The 19,187-nt window shown below is 72.9% G+C and carries 20 protein-coding genes; 11 read left to right on the forward strand and 9 right to left on the reverse strand.

Features of this window, described 5'->3' with window-relative positions; translation table 11 throughout:
* Window positions 1–148 precede the first annotated feature (148 nt).
* The 7 genes from CP968_RS14935 to CP968_RS14970 all read left to right on the forward strand — a co-directional run bounded on the left by CP968_RS14935 (window position 149) and on the right by CP968_RS14970 (window position 6,712).
* Window positions 149–763 carry a phosphatase PAP2 family protein gene (locus tag CP968_RS14935; protein WP_150518480.1) on the forward strand — a complete coding sequence of 205 codons (615 nt, stop codon included), beginning with the start codon at window positions 149–151 and terminating at the stop codon, window positions 761–763.
* Between the two features lie 23 nt (window positions 764–786).
* The gene (locus CP968_RS14940; RefSeq protein ID WP_150518481.1) at window positions 787–1,704 is read left to right on the forward strand and encodes an HhH-GPD family protein; all 918 of its coding nucleotides are present in this window, start codon (window positions 787–789) and stop codon (window positions 1,702–1,704) included.
* Window positions 1,705–1,876: 172 nt separating this feature from the next.
* Window positions 1,877–2,437, forward strand: coding sequence for a SigE family RNA polymerase sigma factor (locus CP968_RS14945; protein WP_150518482.1), 561 nt, complete (start codon window positions 1,877–1,879; stop codon window positions 2,435–2,437).
* Window positions 2,425–3,114 carry a hypothetical protein gene (locus CP968_RS14950; RefSeq protein WP_373304097.1) on the forward strand — a complete coding sequence of 230 codons (690 nt, stop codon included), beginning with the start codon at window positions 2,425–2,427 and terminating at the stop codon, window positions 3,112–3,114. The genes CP968_RS14945 and CP968_RS14950 overlap by 13 nt, the downstream gene beginning before the upstream one ends.
* Before the next feature lie 151 nt (window positions 3,115–3,265).
* Window positions 3,266–3,979, forward strand: coding sequence for a two-component system response regulator CseB (cseB, locus tag CP968_RS14960; RefSeq protein WP_150518483.1), 714 nt, complete (start codon window positions 3,266–3,268; stop codon window positions 3,977–3,979).
* A gap of 11 nt (window positions 3,980–3,990) precedes the next feature.
* Window positions 3,991–5,301 (forward strand): two-component system sensor histidine kinase CseC, encoded by a 1,311-nt coding sequence (gene cseC / locus CP968_RS14965; protein ID WP_150518484.1) that lies wholly within the window; start codon window positions 3,991–3,993, stop codon window positions 5,299–5,301.
* A 76-nt stretch (window positions 5,302–5,377) separates the two neighbouring features.
* On the forward strand, window positions 5,378–6,712 hold the full coding sequence (locus CP968_RS14970) for a LamG domain-containing protein (protein WP_150518485.1): 1,335 nt from the start codon (window positions 5,378–5,380) through the stop codon (window positions 6,710–6,712).
* Between the two features lie 57 nt (window positions 6,713–6,769).
* Here CP968_RS14970 and CP968_RS14975 read toward each other — a convergent pair whose 3' ends face one another.
* Entirely contained in the window at window positions 6,770–7,387 is a 618-nt protein-coding gene (locus tag CP968_RS14975) for a M23 family metallopeptidase (RefSeq protein WP_150518486.1), read from the reverse strand.
* Between the two features lie 432 nt (window positions 7,388–7,819).
* The gene (locus CP968_RS14980) at window positions 7,820–10,345 is read right to left on the reverse strand and encodes an ATP-dependent Clp protease ATP-binding subunit (protein WP_150518487.1); all 2,526 of its coding nucleotides are present in this window, start codon (window positions 10,343–10,345) and stop codon (window positions 7,820–7,822) included.
* Between the two features lie 463 nt (window positions 10,346–10,808).
* On the opposite strand from CP968_RS14980, the gene CP968_RS14990 reads away from it, so the two are divergent.
* Window positions 10,809–11,390 (forward strand): SCO3374 family protein, encoded by a 582-nt coding sequence (locus tag CP968_RS14990; protein WP_150518488.1) that lies wholly within the window; start codon window positions 10,809–10,811, stop codon window positions 11,388–11,390.
* Here the strand turns inward: CP968_RS14990 and CP968_RS14995 are convergent.
* The 7 genes from CP968_RS14995 to CP968_RS15020 form a co-directional block, all read right to left on the reverse strand.
* Window positions 11,369–11,707: a histone-like nucleoid-structuring protein Lsr2 gene (locus tag CP968_RS14995; protein ID WP_150518489.1), complete on the reverse strand. Its 339-nt coding sequence runs from the start codon at window positions 11,705–11,707 to the stop codon at window positions 11,369–11,371. The two genes, CP968_RS14990 and CP968_RS14995, sit on opposite strands and share 22 nt — an antisense overlap.
* 165 nt (window positions 11,708–11,872) lie before the next feature.
* The gene (locus CP968_RS15000) at window positions 11,873–12,403 is read right to left on the reverse strand and encodes an amino-acid N-acetyltransferase (RefSeq protein ID WP_150518490.1); all 531 of its coding nucleotides are present in this window, start codon (window positions 12,401–12,403) and stop codon (window positions 11,873–11,875) included.
* A gap of 11 nt (window positions 12,404–12,414) precedes the next feature.
* Window positions 12,415–12,885: a BlaI/MecI/CopY family transcriptional regulator gene (locus CP968_RS15005; RefSeq protein ID WP_150518491.1), complete on the reverse strand. Its 471-nt coding sequence runs from the start codon at window positions 12,883–12,885 to the stop codon at window positions 12,415–12,417.
* 108 nt (window positions 12,886–12,993) lie between these two features.
* Entirely contained in the window at window positions 12,994–13,161 is a 168-nt protein-coding gene (locus tag CP968_RS34080) for a hypothetical protein (RefSeq protein ID WP_167536805.1), read from the reverse strand.
* A 13-nt stretch (window positions 13,162–13,174) separates the two neighbouring features.
* Window positions 13,175–13,789 (reverse strand): hypothetical protein, encoded by a 615-nt coding sequence (locus CP968_RS15010; protein WP_150521925.1) that lies wholly within the window; start codon window positions 13,787–13,789, stop codon window positions 13,175–13,177.
* 101 nt (window positions 13,790–13,890) lie between these two features.
* The gene (locus CP968_RS15015) at window positions 13,891–14,076 is read right to left on the reverse strand and encodes a DUF397 domain-containing protein (protein WP_150518492.1); all 186 of its coding nucleotides are present in this window, start codon (window positions 14,074–14,076) and stop codon (window positions 13,891–13,893) included.
* Window positions 14,077–14,310: 234 nt separating this feature from the next.
* Complete coding sequence (locus CP968_RS15020) at window positions 14,311–15,459, reverse strand: threonine aldolase family protein (RefSeq protein WP_150518493.1); 1,149 nt, start codon at window positions 15,457–15,459, stop codon at window positions 14,311–14,313.
* Between the two features lie 99 nt (window positions 15,460–15,558).
* On the opposite strand from CP968_RS15020, the gene CP968_RS15025 reads away from it, so the two are divergent.
* Genes CP968_RS15025 through CP968_RS15035 form a run of 3 tightly spaced genes read left to right on the forward strand, consistent with a single transcriptional unit; the run spans window position 15,559 to window position 19,186 of the window.
* On the forward strand, window positions 15,559–16,461 hold the full coding sequence (locus tag CP968_RS15025; protein ID WP_150518494.1) for a Rossmann-like and DUF2520 domain-containing protein: 903 nt from the start codon (window positions 15,559–15,561) through the stop codon (window positions 16,459–16,461).
* Window positions 16,458–17,450: a pantoate--beta-alanine ligase gene (gene panC / locus CP968_RS15030; protein WP_150518495.1), complete on the forward strand. Its 993-nt coding sequence runs from the start codon at window positions 16,458–16,460 to the stop codon at window positions 17,448–17,450. Before CP968_RS15025 ends, panC begins: the two co-directional genes overlap by 4 nt.
* On the forward strand, window positions 17,447–19,186 hold the full coding sequence (locus CP968_RS15035; RefSeq protein WP_150518496.1) for an L-aspartate oxidase: 1,740 nt from the start codon (window positions 17,447–17,449) through the stop codon (window positions 19,184–19,186). Before panC ends, CP968_RS15035 begins: the two co-directional genes overlap by 4 nt.
* The last annotated feature ends 1 nt before the right edge of the window (window position 19,187 follow it).

Below are 19,187 nucleotides of genomic sequence, written 5' to 3' on the forward strand. Positions count from 1 at the left end.
GTGCTCCGAACCGTGCCCCACATGCCGTGTGACGGGCATGTTTTGCCGATGATCAGTCCGCCGACGAGGTCCGGAGTGATCAAAACGGGCCAGAATCAGCCAGGAGTCTGACGCCACCCCACCTTCACCTTGAGTACCTTCGGTGACCATGGACAGCTCCGACCTCTATCGCCACATCACCGACTTCGCCCACTCCGCGCCCGTGTGGGTGCAACGGGTGTCCGAGGCCTGGACGGAGTACGGGCTCCTCCTCTTCGGTGTGCTCTTCATAACCGTCTGGTGGCGCTCGCGCGGCCACCACAGCCCCCGGACGGTGGCCCTCGCCGCCCTCGCCCCCCTGGTCACCGCCCTTGCCTACGTGGTCTCGGAGAGCCTCAAGTCCGTGGTCGACGAGGAACGCCCCTGCCGGGCCGTCCTCGGAGCGGCCGCCCCGCTGATCGCCTGCCCGGTGACGGGCGACTGGTCCTTCCCCAGCAACCACGCCACCATCGCCGGCGCCGCCGCCGTCGGCCTGGCCATGGCCGCCCGCGGCCTCGCCCTGCTGACCGTGCCGCTGGCCCTGCTGATGGCCTTCTCCCGCGTCTTCGTCGGCGTCCACTACCCGCACGACGTGGCGATCGGCCTGCTGCTGGGCGGCGCCGTGGCCGCGCTCTCCGTCCTCGCGCTCACCCGGCCCGTCAGCGCGCTCGCCGGCGCCGTCCGGGCGAGCGGAGGGCGCGCCGCTGTCTGGATCGCCGGGCCGGGCCCCGCACGCCAGGGCTGAAACATGTCAGGATGCGCTCTGCCATGACTGCATCCACCACCCCCTCCCCGTCCCCCGTGTCCGCCGGGACCCACGCGCTGCACTCCCCCGTCATCGCGTGGTTCGACGAGCACGCCCGCGACCTGCCCTGGCGCCGCCCCGAAGCCGGCCCCTGGGGGGTCATGGTCAGCGAGTTCATGCTCCAGCAGACCCCCGTCAACCGGGTCCTGCCGGTCTACGAGCAGTGGCTCGCCCGGTGGCCCCGGCCCGCCGACCTCGCCGCCGACGCCCCCGGAGAGGCCGTACGGGCCTGGGGGCGGCTCGGCTACCCCCGGCGGGCCCTGCGCCTGCACGGGGCCGCCGTCGCGATAACGGAACGGCACGGCGGCGACGTACCGCGGGACCACGCGCAGCTGCTCGCGCTGCCCGGGATCGGCGAGTACACCGCGGCGGCCGTGGCCTCCTTCGCGTACGGCCAGCGGCACGCCGTGCTCGACACCAACGTGCGCCGGGTCTTCGCCCGCACCGCCACCGGCGTCGAGTACCCGCCGAACGCCACCACGGCCGCCGAACGGCGCCTGGCCCGGGCCCTGCTGCCCGCGGACGAGGACACCGCGGCCCGTTGGGCGGCGGCCTCGATGGAGCTCGGCGCCCTGCTGTGCACCGCCAAGAACCCGGACTGCGCGCGCTGCCCGGTGGCCGGGCTGTGCGCGTGGCGGCTCGCCGGGAAGCCGCCGCACCAGGGACCGCCGAGGCGCGGGCAGACGTACGCCGGCACCGACCGGCAGGTGCGCGGCAGGCTGCTGGCGGTGCTGCGCGAGGCGGTCGGGCCGGTGCCCCGGTCGCTGCTCGACACCGTCTGGGAGGAGCCGGTGCAGCGCGCCCGGTCCCTGGACGGACTGGTCTCGGACGGGCTCGTCGAACCGCTGGCGGGAGGGTTCTACCGACTGCCCCAGAGCTGAGCGCAAGATTCCGCTTCTTGCGCGAAACCCCAGCTCACAAGCGCTGTTACACAACCTATGGGTGTCCGTGCGCCCATCGAAGGCTGGCCCGCACAGCCCCGTGACAACCCCTCCGTACCTTCGGACCAGAAGGCAGCGGTTGAGCGGTTGGACGGAACGGAGGCGGTCTGAGATGGCGCACGGCGAGGTACTCGAATTCGAAGAGTACGTACGCACCCGGCAGGACGCCCTGCTGCGCAGTGCCCGGCGCCTGGTCCCGGACCCCACCGACGCCCAGGACCTCCTGCAGACCGCCCTCGTCCGCACCTACGGCCGCTGGGACGGCATCGCCGACAAGTCCCTGGCCGACGCCTACTTGCGCCGCGTCATGATCAATACGCGGACCGAGTGGTGGCGCGCCCGCAAGCTCGAAGAGGTCCCCACCGAGCAGCTCCCCGACGCCTCCGTCGAGGACGGCTCCGACCAGCGCGCCGACCGCGCCCTGCTGATGGACATCCTCAAGGTGCTCGCGCCCAAGCAGCGCAGTGTGGTGGTGCTGCGACACTGGGAGCAGATGAGCACCGAGGAGACGGCCGCGGCGCTCGGAATGTCGGCGGGAACCGTGAAGAGCACGCTGCACCGGGCCCTGGCCCGCCTCCGGCAGGAGCTGGAGAGCCGGGACCTGGACATGCGGGCGCTGGAGCGCGGTGACCACACCATCCTGTACGAGGGGCGTGAGCGGTGCGCGGCCTGACCGGCCAAGGTCTGACCAGCAGGAGTTCACTGGCACTGATGTCGGCGGGGACGGTCGCCCTCGTCGGCACCGCCGTGTTCGCGGTCGGCTGCGCCACCGGCGGCACCGGTCTGCGCGACGGCGGCCCCGCCCGTTCCGACGCGGTGGCCAAGACGGCCCCCTCCGCGCTCTCGGCCGACCCCTCGGGCAGCGCCACCGCGTCCGCCGGAAAGCCCGCCACGAAGGTGGACCCGGTCCGCCTCCTCCTCTCCGACCCCAAGGTCGGCAGCGAGATCAAACGCGACCTCAAGCCGTGCACGGGCAAGGAGTACCCGGTCGACGTCAGCTACGGGAAGGTCACCGGCAGCCCCAACGTGGACATCGTCGTCAACGTGCTGTCGTGCGCCGACGCCCTGGGCCGCGGCTCGTACGTGTACCGCGAGGACGGCGGCACGTACGAGAATGTGTTCGCCGAGGAACAGCCGCCCGTCTACGCGGAGATCGACCGGGGCGACCTGGTGGTCACCAAGCAGGTCTACGGAAAGAGCGACGCGCTCGCCTACCCCTCCGGGGAGGACGTGATCACCTACCGGTGGGACGGGGAGAAGTTCGTCGAGCACGACCGGGTGCACTCCGAGTACAGCAACGTGGTCGACGGCGGGAGCCAGCCCGCTCCGCTCGTCACCCCGAAGGACTGACCCGGCGTCCGGCCCTCCGGCCCTCCGGCCGGACGCGGACCCGCAGGACCGCAGGACCGCAGGACCGCAGGACCGCAGAACCGCAGGACCGCAGAACCGCAGGACCGCAGAACCGGGCGAAGAGAAGAAAGAACCGAGGCGAGGCTCCCGCATGGCCGAGACCCATGTCCTGTTCGTGGAGGACGACGACGTCATCCGTGAGGCCACGACCCTGGCGCTGGAACGCGACGGGTTCGTGGTCACCGCCATGCCCGACGGACTGTCCGGCCTGGAGTCCTTCCGCGCCGACCGCCCCGACATCGCACTGCTCGACGTGATGGTGCCGGGCATGGACGGCGTCAGCCTGTGCCGCCGCATCCGCGACGAGTCCACCGTGCCCGTCATCATGCTGTCGGCGCGCGCCGACTCCATCGACGTGGTGCTGGGCCTGGAGGCGGGCGCCGACGACTACGTCACCAAGCCGTTCGACGGCTCGGTGCTCGTCGCCCGCATCCGCGCCGTGCTCCGCCGCTTCGGTCACGCGGGCGGCCCGCAGAACGGCGCGTCCGGCTCCGGCGGCGCCGACGCCGCCGACGAGCGCGGCGTCCTCTCCTTCGGCGACCTGGAGGTCGACACCGAGGGCATGGAGGTCCGCAAGGCCGGCGCCGCCGTCGCACTGACCCCGACCGAGATGCGGCTGCTGCTGGAGTTCTCGTCCGCGCCCGGCACCGTGCTCTCCCGCGACCGGCTGCTGGAGCGGGTCTGGGACTACGACTGGGGCGGCGACACCCGCGTGGTCGACGTCCACGTCCAGCGGCTGCGCACCAAGATCGGCCAGGACCGGATCGAAACCGTCCGCGGCTTCGGATACAAGCTGAAGGCCTGAGGCCCGACCGCATGAGGCGCTTCACCCTGCGCACGGGCATCCGCTGGAAGATCACCCTGGCCATCGCCGCCGTCGGCGCGCTCACCGCCGTCGCGCTGAGCCTGGTGGTGCACAGTGCTGCCCGCGTCTCGATGCTGGAGAGCGCCCGCGACGTGCAGCTCGACCGGGTCCAGTTCATGTCCCGCAACGTCGAGGCCGGGCGCAAGCCGCCCCTGGGCTTCAAGGTCAACGACCCCGACCTGCCGGGGCAGTTGCGGCAGAAGGTCCAGTCGGGCCGGCGCGGCACCTTCGTCCAGGAGAACCCGGGCGGCCCCCAGGAGGTGTGGGCCGCCGTCCCCCTCGGCAACGGACAGGCGCTGTCGCTGCACACCCAGTTCCGGGAGAGCGCCAACATGGTGCGCGACCTGGACCGGGCCCTGCTCGTGGGCTCCCTCGCCGTCGTGATCGGCGGCTCGGCGCTCGGCGTCCTCATCGGCGGCCAGATCTCCCGCCGGCTGCGCAAGGCCGCCACCGCCGCGCAGCGCGTGGCGCACGGGGACCCCGACGTACGGGTGCGCGACGCGGTCGGCGGCGTCGTCCGCGACGAGACCGACGACCTGGCCCGGGCCGTGGACGCCATGGCCGACGCCCTCCAGCAGCGCCTGGAGGCCGAACGCCGGGTGACCGCGGACATCGCGCACGAGCTGCGGACCCCGGTGACGGGCCTGCTGACGGCGGCGGAACTGCTGCCCCCGGGCCGGCCGACCGAGCTGGTGCGCGACCGGGCGCAGGCGATGCGCGCCCTCGTGGAGGACGTCCTGGAGGTGGCCCGGCTGGACAGCGCCTCCGAGCGGGCGGAGCTGCAGGACGTGGCGCTGGGCGAGTTCGTCGGCCGCCGGGTGCGCGCGCTGATGCCGGAGGCCTCGGTACGGGTCGTGGCGGACGAGATCGTCAGCACCGACCCGCGACGGCTGGAGCGGATCCTGGGGAACCTGCTGGCGAACGCGGCGCGCTACGGGCGCCCGCCGATCCAGGTGGACGTCGAGGGGCGGGTCGTACGGGTCCGCGACCACGGCCCGGGCTTCCCGGAGGCACTGCTGCGCGAGGGCCCGAGCCGGTTCCGCACCGGGTCCACGGACCGGGCCGGGGTGGGCCACGGGCTGGGCCTGACCATCGCGGAGGGGCAGGCGCGGGTGCTGGGCGCCCGGCTGACCTTCCGCAACGTGGCGGCCCCGGCCGGCGGCGACCGGACGGGCGCGGCGGCCGGGGCGGTGGCGGTGCTGTGGCTGCCGGAACACGCGCCGACGGCGACGGGCAGCTTCCCGGTCATCACGCCGCCGTAGGACGGAACCGGGTCGAACCGGCCCGGACCGGTCCCGCCCATAGGGCTCCGGCGCGGTGTGACTTAGCATCCCTGGCATGACCGACGGTACGAATCCCCCGCGCAGCCCGCAGCCCGAGCAGCCCGCCCCGGGCGGCGGCGGTCACGGGTTCCCGCCGGAACCGCCCGCCGGAGAGCGGGGCGGCTACGGATTCCCGCCGGAACCGCCCGCCGGAGAGCGGGGCGGCTACGGATTCCCGCCCGGCCCGCCCGCGCCGGGCCCGGCGGCCGGCGGCTACGGCTACCCGGCGGGGCCCAACCCGTACCGGCAGGACCCCTACCCGCAGGACCCCTATCCGCAGGACCCCTATCCGCAGGACGCCGCGCAGGCCCCGTTCCCGCCGGGCCCCTACCAGCAGGGCGGCTACCAGCCCTACGGGGCCGTGCCCGGCGGACCCGCGGGGCCGGGTGCGCCGTGGCCGCCGGCCGGGGCCGAGCAGCCCGCGCCCTTCGGAGCGCAGGCCGGGCACCAGCCCGACTGGGAGGCGCTGGCCGACCGCTCGGCGGCGGAGCGGCGCCGCAAGCGGCTGTGGATGGTGGGCGGCGTGGTCACCGTACTGGCGCTGCTCGCCGGCGGAGGAACGTTCCTGCTGCTGGGCGGCGGCGGCGAGGAGAAGAAGGACGCCGCGGACGACGCGCCGACGGTGTCCGAGTCCGCCCCCGCCCCGAGCGGCTCCAAGAGCAAGGCCCCGGTGGACAAGTCCCCGACCGTCGCCAGCGACCCGAGCCAGATCCGGGACCACGTCGGCAAGGCGCACCTGAAGATGGCTGCCGACGCGGGGGTCTTCCCGATCGACAAGCACTACGAGCTGCGGACCAAGGGCGGCGAGAAGTCGTACGCCGAGTCCGAGAAGCGCGTCGTGGACGTCTCCAAGAGCTTCACCGTCTCGGCCCGCGTGTGGAACCGCGCCCCGAAGGGGCGGCAGATGGCCGTCAGCCAGGGCGACGACAAGACCTTCGCGTTCGAGCTCGGCTCGGACGAGGTCAACGGGAAGCCGGCGTGGGTCTTCCGGGTCCAGACGAACGACCAGGGCGCGGACTCCACCGCCCAGGCCGTGGTCGCCGAGGGCCTCAAGATGGAGAAGACCATGACCACGCTGACGGGCACCTACGACGACGACAAGAAGACGATCACCCTGTACGTGAACGGCAAGAAGTCCACCGAGGCGAAGGTCCCGGGCGTCTTCAACGCTCCGGGACCGCTGCAACTGGGGCGCGCCCGCCACGAGGGCGCCTGGACGGGCCCGTGGAACGGCGCCATGGACAGCCTGCGCACCTTCGGCGTCGCGCTCACGCCCGATCAGGTGGCGGCCGTCCGCCAGAACAAGCTGTCCTCGTCGGTCAAGCCGACCGCTTCCTGGCTGCTCTTCTGACCCGCCGTACCGGTCCCGGCCCGGCCCCGGGGGCCGGGCGGGCGGCGACCGGACCGCTTAGAGGGTGACGCCGGCCTTGCGCAGGAAGCTCACCGGGTTGACGGCCGAGCCGTAGTTCGGGGTGGTCCGGATCTCGAAGTGGAGGTGCGGGCCGCTGGAGTTTCCGGTGTTGCCGGACAGCGCGATCTTCTGGTCGACGCGGACCTTCTGGCCGATCTTGACCTGGATCCGCGAGAGGTGCGCGTACTGGGAGTACGTGTTGTTCGCGTGCTTGATCACGATGGCGTTGCCGTAGGCCGGGCCGTCGCCGCCGCCGTTGGGGCCGGCCTTCACGACGGTGCCGGCGGCCGCGGACTTGACCGGGGTGCCGACCGGGACGGCGAAGTCCTGACCGGAGTGCTTGTGCGACCACATGGTGCCGCCCTTGCCGTAGGTCGCGGACAGCGTGTACTTCTCGACCGGCTTGTCCCACAGGTTCGTCTTCGCGGCGGAGACGGCGGCGGCCTGGGCGGACGCCTGGGCGGCCACCAGTCGGGCGGTGCCGGTGAGGGCGGTCTGCGGCGTCGTGTCGGCGAACGCGGCGGTCGTCCCGGCTCCCAGGGCCAGCGCCGCACCGAGGGAGGTTACGCCGACGGCAATACGGGTACGACGGGTGTAGACGCGCTTCGCGGACATGAAGAGACCTCCGGGGCCGGGGACAAGGACGTTCCATGCCCGGATCGGGCATGAGATGACCCGGCACGATGACCCGTGCCGGGCTGGCTCATCCTTGGTAACCCGCGCCCCCCGGCTTCCCCAAACGTGTCCGTTACTACCCGTGCTCGTAGCCGGGTCCGGGCTGTCCGGCCTGTTGACCGCCCCCGTCCTGCGACGGAGGTCCGGTCCGAGACCCTTGTGGATCTACGAATCCACCTAGTACGTCCGATTTGCCCTGTGCGGCTTGTCACCGGCCGAGGGCCTCTCCCGACCACCCGTCGAACCGCCGGCGGACCCCGGACGCACGCACCTCGCACCGACCGCGGACACGAAGAGGGGCGGCCCCGGAACCTCTCGGTTCCGGGGCCGCCCCTCTTCGTACTGCTGCCGCCCGCCGCTACGCGGCGGCGGTCACGCGCCCTTCGACAGGTCCGGGCCGGAGCCCGTGGCCTCGATCGGGGGGAGGTCCGGCAGAGCCGTCTTCTCCTCGCCGCGGAAGGTGAACTTGGCTTCGTCGCCCTCACCCTCCTTGCCGACGACCACGATCTGACCGGGGCGCAGCTCGCCGAAGAGGATCTTCTCCGACAGCAGGTCCTCGATCTCGCGCTGGATGGTCCGGCGCAGCGGGCGGGCGCCCATGATCGGGTCGTAGCCGCGCTTGGCGAGCAGGAGCTTCGCGTCACCGCTCAGCTCGATGCCCATGTCGCGGTCCTTCAGGCGCTCGTCGACCTTGGCGATCATGAGGTCGACGATCTGGATGATGTCTTCCTCGGTGAGCTGGTGGAAGACGACCGTGTCGTCGACACGGTTGAGGAACTCGGGCCGGAAGTGCTGCTTGAGCTCTTCGTTGACCTTCGCCTTCATCCGGTCGTATCCGGTCTTCGTGTCGCCCTGGGCCGCGAAGCCCAGGTTGAAGCCCTTCGAGATGTCCCGCGTACCCAGGTTGGTCGTCATGATGATGACCGTGTTCTTGAAGTCCACGACCCGGCCCTGGGAGTCGGTCAGGCGACCGTCCTCCAGGATCTGGAGCAGGGAATTGAAGATATCCGGGTGCGCCTTCTCGACCTCGTCGAAGAGGACGACGGAGAACGGCTTCCGGCGCACCTTCTCGGTGAGCTGGCCGCCCTCTTCGTAGCCCACGTAGCCGGGGGGCGAACCGAAGAGACGGGAAACCGTGTGCTTCTCGCTGAACTCCGACATGTCGAGGGAGATCAGCGCGTCCTCGTCGCCGAAGAGGAATTCGGCGAGCGTCTTGGACAGCTCGGTCTTACCGACACCGGACGGGCCGGCGAAGATGAAGGAGCCACCCGGGCGCTTCGGGTCCTTCAGACCCGCACGGGTACGGCGGATCGCCTGGGAGAGCGCCTTGATGGCGTCCTTCTGGCCGATGACCCGACGGTGCAGCTCGTCTTCCATGCGGAGCAGTCGCGAGGACTCCTCCTCGGTGAGCTTGAAGACGGGAATGCCGGTCGCGGTCGCGAGGACCTCGGCGATGAGCTCGCCGTCGACCTCGGCGACGACGTCCATGTCGCCGGCCTTCCATTCCTTCTCGCGCTTGGCCTTCGCCGCCAGCAGCTGCTTCTCCTTGTCACGGAGGGAAGCCGCCTTCTCGAAGTCCTGGGAGTCGATGGCCGACTCCTTGTCGCGGCGCACGCCCGCGATCTTCTCGTCGAACTCGCGGAGGTCCGGCGGCGCGGTCATCCGGCGGATGCGCATCCGGGAGCCGGCCTCGTCGATCAGGTCGATCGCCTTGTCCGGGAGGAAGCGGTCCGAGATGTACCGGTCCGCCAGCGTCGCCGCCTGGACGAGGGCCTCGTCCGTGATGGAGACGCGGTGGTGGGCCTCGTAGCGGTCGCGCAGGCCCTTGAGGATCTCGATCGTGTGGGGGAGGGAAGGCTCCGCCACCTGGATCGGCTGGAAGCGGCGTTCGAGGGCCGCGTCCTTCTCAAGGTGCTTGCGGTACTCGTCGAGCGTCGTGGCACCGATGGTCTGGAGCTCGCCACGGGCCAGCATGGGCTTGAGGATGCTGGCGGCGTCGATCGCGCCCTCGGCGGCGCCCGCACCCACGAGGGTGTGGAGCTCGTCGATGAACAGGATGATGTCGCCGCGGGTGCGGATCTCCTTGAGGACCTTCTTCAGGCGCTCCTCGAAGTCACCGCGGTAGCGGGAGCCGGCGACCAGGGCACCGAGGTCAAGCGTGTAGAGGTGCTTGTCCTTGAGGGTCTCGGGGACCTCGCCCTTGACGATCGCCTGCGCCAGTCCCTCGACGACGGCGGTCTTGCCGACGCCGGGCTCGCCGATGAGGACCGGGTTGTTCTTGGTCCGGCGGGACAGCACCTGCATGACCCGCTCGATCTCCTTCTCGCGCCCGATGACCGGGTCGAGCTTGGATTCGCGGGCAGCCTGGGTGAGGTTGCGGCCGAACTGGTCCAGGACGAGCGAGGTCGAGGGCGTGCCCTCGGCCGGGCCGCCGGCCGTGGCCGACTCCTTGCCTCCCCCGGTGTAGCCGGAGAGCAGCTGGATGACCTGCTGCCGGACCCGGTTGAGATCGGCGCCCAGCTTCACGAGGACCTGGGCTGCGACGCCCTCGCCCTCGCGGATCAGGCCGAGCAGGATGTGCTCGGTGCCGATGTAGTTGTGGCCGAGCTGGAGGGCCTCTCGGAGCGAAAGCTCCAGGACCTTCTTCGCCCGCGGGGTGAAGGGGATGTGGCCGGAAGGGGCCTGCTGCCCCTGTCCGATGATCTCCTCAACCTGCTGGCGAACAGCCTCGAGCGAAATCCCGAGGCTCTCCAGGGCCTTAGCGGCGACACCCTCACCCTCGTGGATCAAGCCCAGGAGGATGTGCTCGGTGCCGATGTAGTTGTGGTTGAGCATCCGGGCTTCTTCCTGAGCCAGGACGACAACCCGCCGCGCGCGGTCGGTGAACCTCTCGAACATCGTTTATCGCTCCTCAGAGCGGTCGGGCAGTTCGGGGTCGGTCCCCGCCCTGTCCTTCCGCATGCTAGTCCCGCGGGGCGGGACAGCTCATTCCAACTGCCGACATCCGTCCGCGGCTCACCCCCACATCGGTGAGGAAAACCGGCTTGAACAGCCGACACCTGCTCCAACCCGATAGTGGGAGACGATGTTCCCGCAGGCCAGGCAGATACCCGTCACGCGAGTACGCCGATGGCGAACGGGACCCGGTCAAATCAGCGTGTCGCCCCGATCCACTAGGAATGTCTTACCCGCGAGCACTGACACTCCATGCCGGTGAACCCGGTTCCCTCCGCTGAGGGCGAACACGGCCCCGTCCCGAATGTGAGACTCCCCCACGGCGGATCTGTACGTTCCGCATTGGTCCGCCTGCGGTGTGTCACCCCGCCCGTAACCCCCGAGCGTTTCGGGAGTTGCTCCGGGCATGGCCGTCAGCACCGTCAGCGTCCCGTCCCCCCGCGTACCGCCCGAGGGGGAGGGCTACGCCTCCTGGTACGGGCGGGTGCTCGGCTGGGCCGTCGTCGGGGGGCCGCCCGTCCAGCTCGTGACCGGGGTCCGGTTCGACGTGCTGGAGCTTCCGTCCGACGCGGGTGCGGCCCTGCTGCGCGGGCCGGTCGCCACGGGGCCGGTGGCCCTGATGGGGCGCCGCATGCGGTTCCTGGTGGCCGCCGGGAGCGCGGACGAGCTGGAGGGGCTGCTCGGCTGGCTCGAATGGGGCGGGGTCGCCCTCGATCTCGCCGCCCTGGGTGCGGGTGGCAGGATCACGGCCCCGGCGCCGCCGGGCACCGGCTGCGGGAAGGGCCCCCGGGAGGCCGCCGTGTGGCTGCGACCCCCCGAGAAGGGGTGTGAGGCACTGCTGCCGGCCCTGCCCGCTCCCGGCCGGGGAGCCGGACCGGGGTGCGGGCCCGACCTCGTACGCCTGGTCGCGGCGGCGGCGACGGAATGCCACCGGGCGCGGTTGGGACGGCGTACGGCTCGGGACCGTCAGCCCTTGGCCTTCTCGTAGGCCTCGCGGATCTCGGCCGGGACGCGGCCGCGGTCGTTCACGTTGTAGCCGTTCTCCTTCGCCCACGCGCGGATCTCCGCGGTGTCCGGGTTGCCGGTCGTCGCGGAGGCGCGGCCCTTGGCCCGGGCGGTGGCGGCGCGGCCACCGGTGCGGCGGCCGCCCTTGGTGTACGGGTCGAGCAGACCGCGGAGCTTTTCAGCGTTGGCGGTGGTGAGGTCGATCTCGTAGGTCTTGCCGTCCAGAGCGAACGTCACCGTCTCGTCCGCCTCGCCGCCGTCGAGGTCGTCGACAAGAAGGACCTGAACCTTCTGTGCCACCGGGATTTCCTTTCATCGAAAAGCAGTACGCGGAAAGGAAACCGCTTTTGCCTGGAAAACACAAACCCCCGGCGAGAGGTTCGAGACCGCAACGGGGCGGGAAACGTGCGCGATTCGGACATAGGCCACAGGTGCGTGGAGCCCGGGAAAAGCCGTGCTGATCGATCAGAGGTGCAGAAGCATCCGGCTGTTGCCCAAGGTGTTCGGCTTCACTCGTTCGAGACCGAGGAACTCGGCGACGCCCTCGTCATAGGAACGCAGGAGCTCGATGTAGACATCGGTCTCCACCGGCGTCTCGCCGATCTCGACGAACCCGTGCTTCGCGAAGAAGTCCACTTCGAAGGTCAGGCAGAAAACCCGGCTCACGCCGACCGCCCGCGCGGTCTCCAACAACTGCGCGAGTACCCGGTGCCCGACGCCGGCGCCCTTCAACTCGCGGTCGACGGCGAGAGTGCGCACTTCGGCCAGGTCTTCCCACATGACGTGGAGAGCGCCGCAGCCGACCACCTGGGCGTCGGAGCCGCGTTCCGCGACCCAGAACTCCTGGATGTCCTCGTAAAGGACCACGGGGGCTTTGTCGAGCAGGATGCGCTGCTGCACGTACTGGTCGAGCAGGCGGCGCAGCGCGGGAACATCACCGGTGCGGGCACGGCGGATCGTCACTGTTTCTGCAGGTGCAGCGGAAAACTCTCCCATGCACCCGGACGTTATCGCCCCGGCTCGGCGGGCCGGTCGGCGGAGCCGCCTTCGCCTTCGGTCGCGGCGGCCGCTTCCGGGGTGTCTTCGGGGGCGGGTCCGGGAGCGCCTTCCGGGGCGTCGTCGTGCTGCACGATGCGGATGGCGTTGCGGAGGGCCTCGCGCTGTTCCGCCGACATCATGCCGAAGAAGGCGACGAGTGCGGCCGCGGGGTTGTCGCTCGTCGACCAGGCTTCGTTCATCAGTGCGGCGGAGTAGGCGGCGCGGGTGGAGACGGCCGTATATCGATAGGCGCGGCCTTCGGCCTCGCGGCGGACCCAGCCCTTCTGATGGAGATTGTCCATAACGGTCATGACCGTCGTGTAGGCGATCGACCGTTCCTGCTGGAGGTCTTCCAGTACTTCTCGAACGGTGACCGGGCGGTTCCACTGCCACACCCGCGTCATGACGGCGTCTTCGAGTTCTCCCAAGGGGCGAGGCACACCAGCACGATAGTGCGGTTTGTGGTGAATTGCCCGGCTAACGCGCGACAAAAACGGGCGCGCGGCCTCCTTGGCCGTGCGCCCGTGGTGCCCGAAGGCCGCGCGGTGCTACTTCCGGGGCTGTTGGGCGGCCTCGGCCCGGGCGATCACGGCGTCCACCGCCGCGTCCTCCTTGGCCTTGTTGGCGCCGCCCTGGGTCTTCACGATCGTCACGACGAGGGCGATGAAGAACGCGGCCATCACGATGGGGGGCACGAGCGCGGAAACGTAGTCCATGCGCTCAGCCTAGCTACCCGGCGGCGCGACCGGCCGCCGGGGGCGGGGTCGGCTTGCGGCGCGGCGGAAACACCTCGCCGGGGGTCGGAACGGGCCGCTCCGGCTTGGGCGGCCCCGCGGGCCGCTCCGCGGGCCGCGGGGTGGGGCCGGGCGGGCGGGCGGGGCGCGCGGGCGGCTCGCCGGGCTCGGCCCGTTCCTCGCGGGCCGCCTGGCCGCCCGCGAGGGCCAGCAGCCGGGTGCGGGGCGCTGGGGCGGTGGACAGCCGTCTGCGGACGGAGCGCTCCGCGACGGCCTGGGCCCGGGCCAGGACGGCGGCCGCGAGCGGGTTGGCGCGCAGGGCCCGCAGGGCGGCGAGGTCGTCGGGCACCGGCTCGTAGCCGGCGGCCAAGGCGTCCTGGAGGAGCTCCAGGTAGCCGGAGAGGCTGCCGGGCAGGGCGTCGCGGTAGCGCCCGAGGTCCTCCAGGAGGAAGGCTCTGAGCCGGCCCGCCTCCTGGACCGCGTCGTCCACCGAGCGCGCGAGGCGCAGGCAGTCCTGGACCTCCGGGGCCGGGAGGGGGGCCGAGGAGGACTGGAGGGCGTGGGCGAGCGAGCGCCTGAGCACGTGCAGCTCGGCAGCGCTGAACGCCATGCCGCCGCGGGATCCGTAGGGCGTGGGCATGGGCCGACGATACGCGCTAATCGGACAAAAACCCCTGATGATGAGCGGGGTCGGCGCGGCGGGTCCCGGCGTCAGCCGGACTCTTTGACCCCGCGCAGGAAATCGGCCCAGGCGGCCTGGGTCGTGGCGAGGACGAGGTGCGCGGGATCGGCGTGGTCGGCGACGCGCACGAGGGAGCCGGGGGTCGCGGCGACGTAGACGCAGGCGTCCCCCTCGTCGCAGAACGAGGACTTCTGCCACACGGGCTGAGCGGTCATGGTGTCTCCTCCGGGCAGGGTCGCCGGTCAGTCGGTGAGGGGACGGTATCCCCGGGAGGGCCCCGGACAGGAGACTTCCGCCGAATTCGGTGTTTCGCACCGGCGCATGCGCGGGGCGGCCGTGGACGGACGTGACGCCCGGGGGCTCCGGGACCTGAGGTACGGCGGCCGCCCGGGTGTCGCGGGCCCCCGCGGGCCCGGGGCCCCGGGCCGCCGGGTGTCGCGGGTCCGGCGTTACGGGGCGGGCGCGTCGCCGAGTCGGGCCGTGAAGGCCGTGACGGCTTCCAGGACGTCGGCGCGGGTCCAGGCCAGGCCCGGTTCCGTGACCTCCAGTTCCGTCGTGGACAGGCCCGGCGGGCCGTCCGCGGACCAGCGGCGGAAGAGCACCCGGCCGGTGTCCTCGGCCAGCCGCAGGCCCGCCTCCGTCAGCCGGTCCGGCCCGTACGGGAGCCACACCTGGAACTGGTGGGTGTGCGGCACCTCCGGATGGATGCGGAACCAGGGGGTCCCGGCCGCCGCGAAGCCCTCCCGCAGGGCGTCCGCCACCAGCCGGGCCTGTGCCACGTACGACGGCAGGCGCGGCAGCTCGCGGTCCAGGCCGGCCAGCGCCGAGAGCGCCTGCGGGAACTGCCGGAAGACCTGGCCGCCGTACCGGTGGCGCCAGACCCGGGTCTCCTCCACGAACTCCCGCGCCCCCGCCAGGCACGCCCCGCTCAGCCCGCCGAGGGACTTGTAGAAGGAGACGTACACCGAGTCCGCCAGCCCCGCGATCTCCGCCAGCGGGCGCCCGAAGTGCACGGTGGACTCCCACAGCCGGGCCCCGTCGAAGTGCACGACCGCGTCCCGCTCCCGGGCGGCGGCCGCCAGCGCCTCCAGCTCCTCCCAGGACGGCAGGAGGAAGCCCGCGTCCCGCAGGGGCAGCTCCAGCATCAGCGTCCCGAACGGCTCCGCGAGCCCCTCGACCTCCGCCGCCGTCGGCTGCCGCGGCTCCCCCGTCGGGTGCGCCGTCCGCAGGCCGGAGACCACCGACAGCGCGTCCCCCTCCCAGCGCTCCGGGTGGCTCATCGGGTGCAGCGCCACCACCGGGTTGCCGGTCCGCCCCGCCCAGCAGCGCAGCGCGACCTGCTGCGCCATCGTGCCGCTCGGGAAGAACGCCGCGTCCTCGGTGCCCAGCAGCCCCGCGACCCGCTCCTCCAGTTCGCCGACCACGCCGTTGCCGTACACGTCGGCCGGCCGGTCCATGGCGTAGGGGGCCCGCGCCAGCTCTGCCAGCAGTTCGCCGACCGTCGGCTCCAGCAGGCTCCGCGAAAGGGCGTGCTCCGCCCCCCGCCAGGCCGCGACCAGCCGCTTCGTCCGTTCCGTCTCGTCCGTGTGCTCGCTCATGGGGCCCGATCATCGCCGACCGGCCCGGGGACCCAGGGGCTAGCATGGCGACGTATCGTCCGGTACCCCCCGCGGACTGGAACGGAAGGCCCTCCCCGCGTGAATCCATCACAGCAGCCCCGCCCTGCCCGGCTGGCCGTCGGCGTCGTCGGAGCCGGGCGGGTCGGCCCCGCGCTGGCCCGGGCGCTCCAGCAGGCCGGACACCGGCCCGTCGCCGTCTCCGGCGTGTCCGACGCGTCCGTGCGCCGCGCCGCCCGCCTGCTGCCCGACGTCCCGCTGGTGGCGCCCGCGCAGGTGCTGGAGCGGGCCGACCTGGTCCTCCTCACCGTGCCCGACGACGCGCTGCCGGCCCTCGTCCAGGGCCTCGCCGAGACCGGCGCCGTCCGGCCCGGCCAGCTCCTCGTGCACACCTCCGGCCGGTACGGGACCGCCGTACTGGACCCCGCCCGCCGGGCCGGCGCGCTGCCGCTGGCCCTGCACCCGGTCATGACCTTCACCGGGACCGAGGTCGACGTGCAGCGCCTGGCCGGCTGCTCCTTCGGGATCACCGCGCCCGACGAGCTGCGGCTCGCCGCCGAGGCCCTGGTCATCGAGATGGGCGGGGAGCCCGAGTGGATCGCGGAGGAGAGCCGTCCGCTCTACCACGCGGCCCTGGCCCTCGGCGCGAACCACCTGGTCACCCTGGTCGCCCAGTCGATGGAGCTGCTGCGCACCGCCGGCGTCGCGCACCCCGACCGGATGCTCGGCCCGCTGCTCGGCGCGGCCCTGGACAACGCCCTGCGCTCCGGCGACGCGGCCCTGACCGGCCCGGTGGCCCGCGGCGACGCCGGTACGGTCGCCGCGCACGTCGCGGAGCTGCGCCGGCACGCGCCCGCCGCCGTCTCCGGCTACCTCGCGATGGCCCGCACCACCGCGGACCGGGCCCTGGCGCACGGGCTGCTCAAGCCGGAGCTCGCCGAGGACCTGCTCGGCGTCCTCGCGGACGAGGGCGGCGAGCGGTGAGCGGGCTGCTGCTGCACACCGCCGCGGAGCTGCACGCGCTGCCGCGCGCCGGCCGCCGCGCGGTGGTGATGACCATGGGCGCCCTGCACGAGGGCCACGCCACCCTGATCCGTACGGCCCGCGCGCAGGCCGGGCCCGGGGGCCAGGTCGTCGTCACCGTCTTCGTCAACCCGCTGCAGTTCGGGGCCAACGAGGACCTCGACCGCTACCCGCGCACCCTCGACGCCGACCTCGCGCTCGCCGGGGCGGCCGGCGCCGACGCCGTGTTCGCCCCCGCCGTGGACGAGGTCTACCCGGGCGGCGACCCGCAGGTGCGGATCACCGCCGGGCCCATGGGCGAGCGCCTCGAAGGCGCCACCCGGCCCGGGCACTTCGACGGGATGCTGACCGTCGTCGCCAAGCTCCTCCACCTCACCCGCCCCGACCTGGCCCTCTTCGGCCAGAAGGACGCGCAGCAACTGGCGCTGATCCGGCGCATGGTCACCGACCTGAACTTCCCCGTCGAGGTGGCCGGCGCACCGACCGTCCGCGAGGCCGACGGGCTCGCGCTGTCCTCCCGCAACCGCTACCTCTCCGCCGCCGAGCGGCGCTCCGCGCTGGCCCTGTCCCGCGCCCTGTTCGCCGGCCGGGACCGGCTCGCCGCGCAGGCCGCGCTGCGCGCCCGCGCCGCGGCCGCACCGGCCAGCGACGAGCGGGCGAGCGCCCTGGCCCGGCTCGGCGAGATCCGCGCCTCCGCGGACGCCCACGCCGTGTCGGCGGCGGGCGCCGGGCTGCCGGACGCCGTACGGGGCGCCGCGCTGCACGTGCTGGCCGAGGCGGGCCGGCACGAGCCGCCGCTCGCCCTGGACTACCTGGCGCTGGTGGACCCGCAGGACTTCACCGAGGTCGGGCCCGGCTACACCGGTCCGGCCGTGCTGGCCGTCGCCGCGAAGGTCGGCGCGACCCGGCTGATCGACAACATCCCATTGGAGTTCGGAGCACACTCGTGAGCACCCCAGGCACACGCCCCGAAGGCGGTACCGGCATACGGCTGCACGCCCCGGCGCCCGGCTGGTCCCTCGACGCGGACGTCGTGGTCGTGGGCTCCGGCGTGGCGGGCCTGACGGCCGCGCTGCGCTGCGCGGCCGCGGGCCGCCGGACCGTCGTGGTCACCAAGGCCCGTCTCGACGACGGCTCCACCCGCTGGGCGCAGGGCGGCATCGCCGCGGCGCTGGGCGAGGGCGACACCCCCGACCAGCACCTGGACGACACCCTGGTCGCGGGCGCGGGCCTGTGCGACGAGGAGGCCGTCCGGCTGCTCGTCACCGAGGGCCCGGGCGCGGTGCGGCGGCTGATGGACGCGGGCGCCGTCTTCGACACCTCCTCGGAGACCGGGGAGATCGAGCTGACCCGCGAGGGCGGCCACCACCGGCGGCGGATCGCGCACGCGGGCGGGGACGCCACGGGCGCCGAGATCTCCCGGGCGCTGGTCGGAGCGGTGCAGGCCGCGGGCATCGAGACGGTCGAGAACGCGCTCGTACTGGACCTGCTACAGGACGCGCGGGGCCGTACGGCCGGCGTCACCCTGCACGTCATGGGCGAGGGCCAGCACGACGGGGTGGGCGCCGTCCACGCGCCCGCCGTGATCCTGGCGACCGGCGGCATGGGGCAGGTCTTCTCCGCCACCACCAACCCGTCGGTGTCCACCGGCGACGGGGTGGCGCTCGCGCTGCGCGCCGGGGCGGAGGTCTCGGACCTGGAGTTCGTGCAGTTCCACCCGACGGTGCTGTTCCTCGGCCCGGACGCCGAGGGGCAGCAGCCGCTGGTGTCGGAGGCGGTCCGCGGCGAGGGGGCGCACCTGGTCGACGCGGACGGGGTCCGGTTCATGACCGGGCAGCACGAGCTCGGCGAGCTGGCACCGCGGGACATCGTCGCCAAGGGCATCATGCGCCGCATGCAGGAGCAGGGCGCGCAGCACATGTACCTGGACGCCCGGCACTTCGGCGCGCGGATGTGGGAGCACCGCTTCCCGACCATCCTGGCCGCGTGCCGCGCGCACGGCATCGACCCGGTGACGGAGCCGATCCCGGTGGCGCCGGCCGCGCACTACGCCTCCGGCGGCGTACGGACCGACCTGCACGGGCGGACCACCGTCCCCGGCCTGTACGCCTGCGGCGAGGTCGCCTGCACCGGCGTGCACGGGGCCAACCGGCTGGCCTCCAACTCCCTGCTGGAGGGGCTGGTCTTCGCCGAGCGGATCGCCGCGGACATCGTCGCGGACCCGCCCGCCGGCAGCGGCCCGGGCGTCCCGGTCCCGGCGACCGGCCCGCTGCAGCCCGCCGAGGCGCGGTACGAGGTCCAGCGGATCATGACGGACGGCGCGGGCGTGCTGCGCTCGGCCGCGTCGCTGGCCGCGGCGGCCGAGGCCCTGGAAGCGCTCTACGCCACCGCCCTGACCGGGCTGGCGGCGCACGGCAAGACCGCCGAGCCCGGTGTGGACACCTGGGAGGCCACGAACCTGCTGTGCGTGGCCCGGGTGCTCGTCGCGGCGGCCCGGCGACGGATGGAGACCCGCGGCTGCCACTGGCGCGAGGACCATCCGGACCGGGACGACGCCGCCTGGCGCCGCCATCTGGTCGTCCGGCTGTCGGCGACCGAGAAGCGGGCGCTGGTCGTCGTCCCCACCGACTCCGCGGACTTCCCGTCCGTACGACACCCCCTGAGCAACCCGAGCCTGGAGCAGTGAC

It is taken from the genome of Streptomyces subrutilus (genome assembly GCF_008704535.1).
Taxonomy (GTDB): Bacteria; Actinomycetota; Actinomycetes; order Streptomycetales; family Streptomycetaceae; genus Streptomyces; species Streptomyces subrutilus.

Bases quoted from the DNA above. Each gene is read 5' to 3' on its own strand.
- CP968_RS14935 (WP_150518480.1), top strand. From the start codon at position 149: ATGGACAGCTCCGACCTCTATCGCCACATCACCGACTTCGCCCACTCC.
- CP968_RS14940 (WP_150518481.1), top strand. From the start codon at position 787: ATGACTGCATCCACCACCCCCTCCCCGTCCCCCGTGTCCGCCGGGACC.
- CP968_RS14945 (WP_150518482.1), top strand. From the start codon at position 1,877: ATGGCGCACGGCGAGGTACTCGAATTCGAAGAGTACGTACGCACCCGG.
- cseB (WP_150518483.1), top strand. From the start codon at position 3,266: ATGGCCGAGACCCATGTCCTGTTCGTGGAGGACGACGACGTCATCCGT.
- cseC (WP_150518484.1), top strand. From the start codon at position 3,991: ATGAGGCGCTTCACCCTGCGCACGGGCATCCGCTGGAAGATCACCCTG.
- CP968_RS14970 (WP_150518485.1), top strand. From the start codon at position 5,378: ATGACCGACGGTACGAATCCCCCGCGCAGCCCGCAGCCCGAGCAGCCC.
- CP968_RS14975 (WP_150518486.1), bottom strand. From the start codon at position 7,387: ATGTCCGCGAAGCGCGTCTACACCCGTCGTACCCGTATTGCCGTCGGC.
- CP968_RS14980 (WP_150518487.1), bottom strand. From the start codon at position 10,345: ATGTTCGAGAGGTTCACCGACCGCGCGCGGCGGGTTGTCGTCCTGGCT.
- CP968_RS14990 (WP_150518488.1), top strand. From the start codon at position 10,809: ATGGCCGTCAGCACCGTCAGCGTCCCGTCCCCCCGCGTACCGCCCGAG.
- CP968_RS15000 (WP_150518490.1), bottom strand. From the start codon at position 12,403: ATGGGAGAGTTTTCCGCTGCACCTGCAGAAACAGTGACGATCCGCCGT.
- CP968_RS34080 (WP_167536805.1), bottom strand. From the start codon at position 13,161: ATGGACTACGTTTCCGCGCTCGTGCCCCCCATCGTGATGGCCGCGTTC.
- CP968_RS15010 (WP_150521925.1), bottom strand. From the start codon at position 13,789: ATGGCGTTCAGCGCTGCCGAGCTGCACGTGCTCAGGCGCTCGCTCGCC.
- CP968_RS15015 (WP_150518492.1), bottom strand. From the start codon at position 14,076: ATGACCGCTCAGCCCGTGTGGCAGAAGTCCTCGTTCTGCGACGAGGGG.
- CP968_RS15020 (WP_150518493.1), bottom strand. From the start codon at position 15,459: ATGAGCGAGCACACGGACGAGACGGAACGGACGAAGCGGCTGGTCGCG.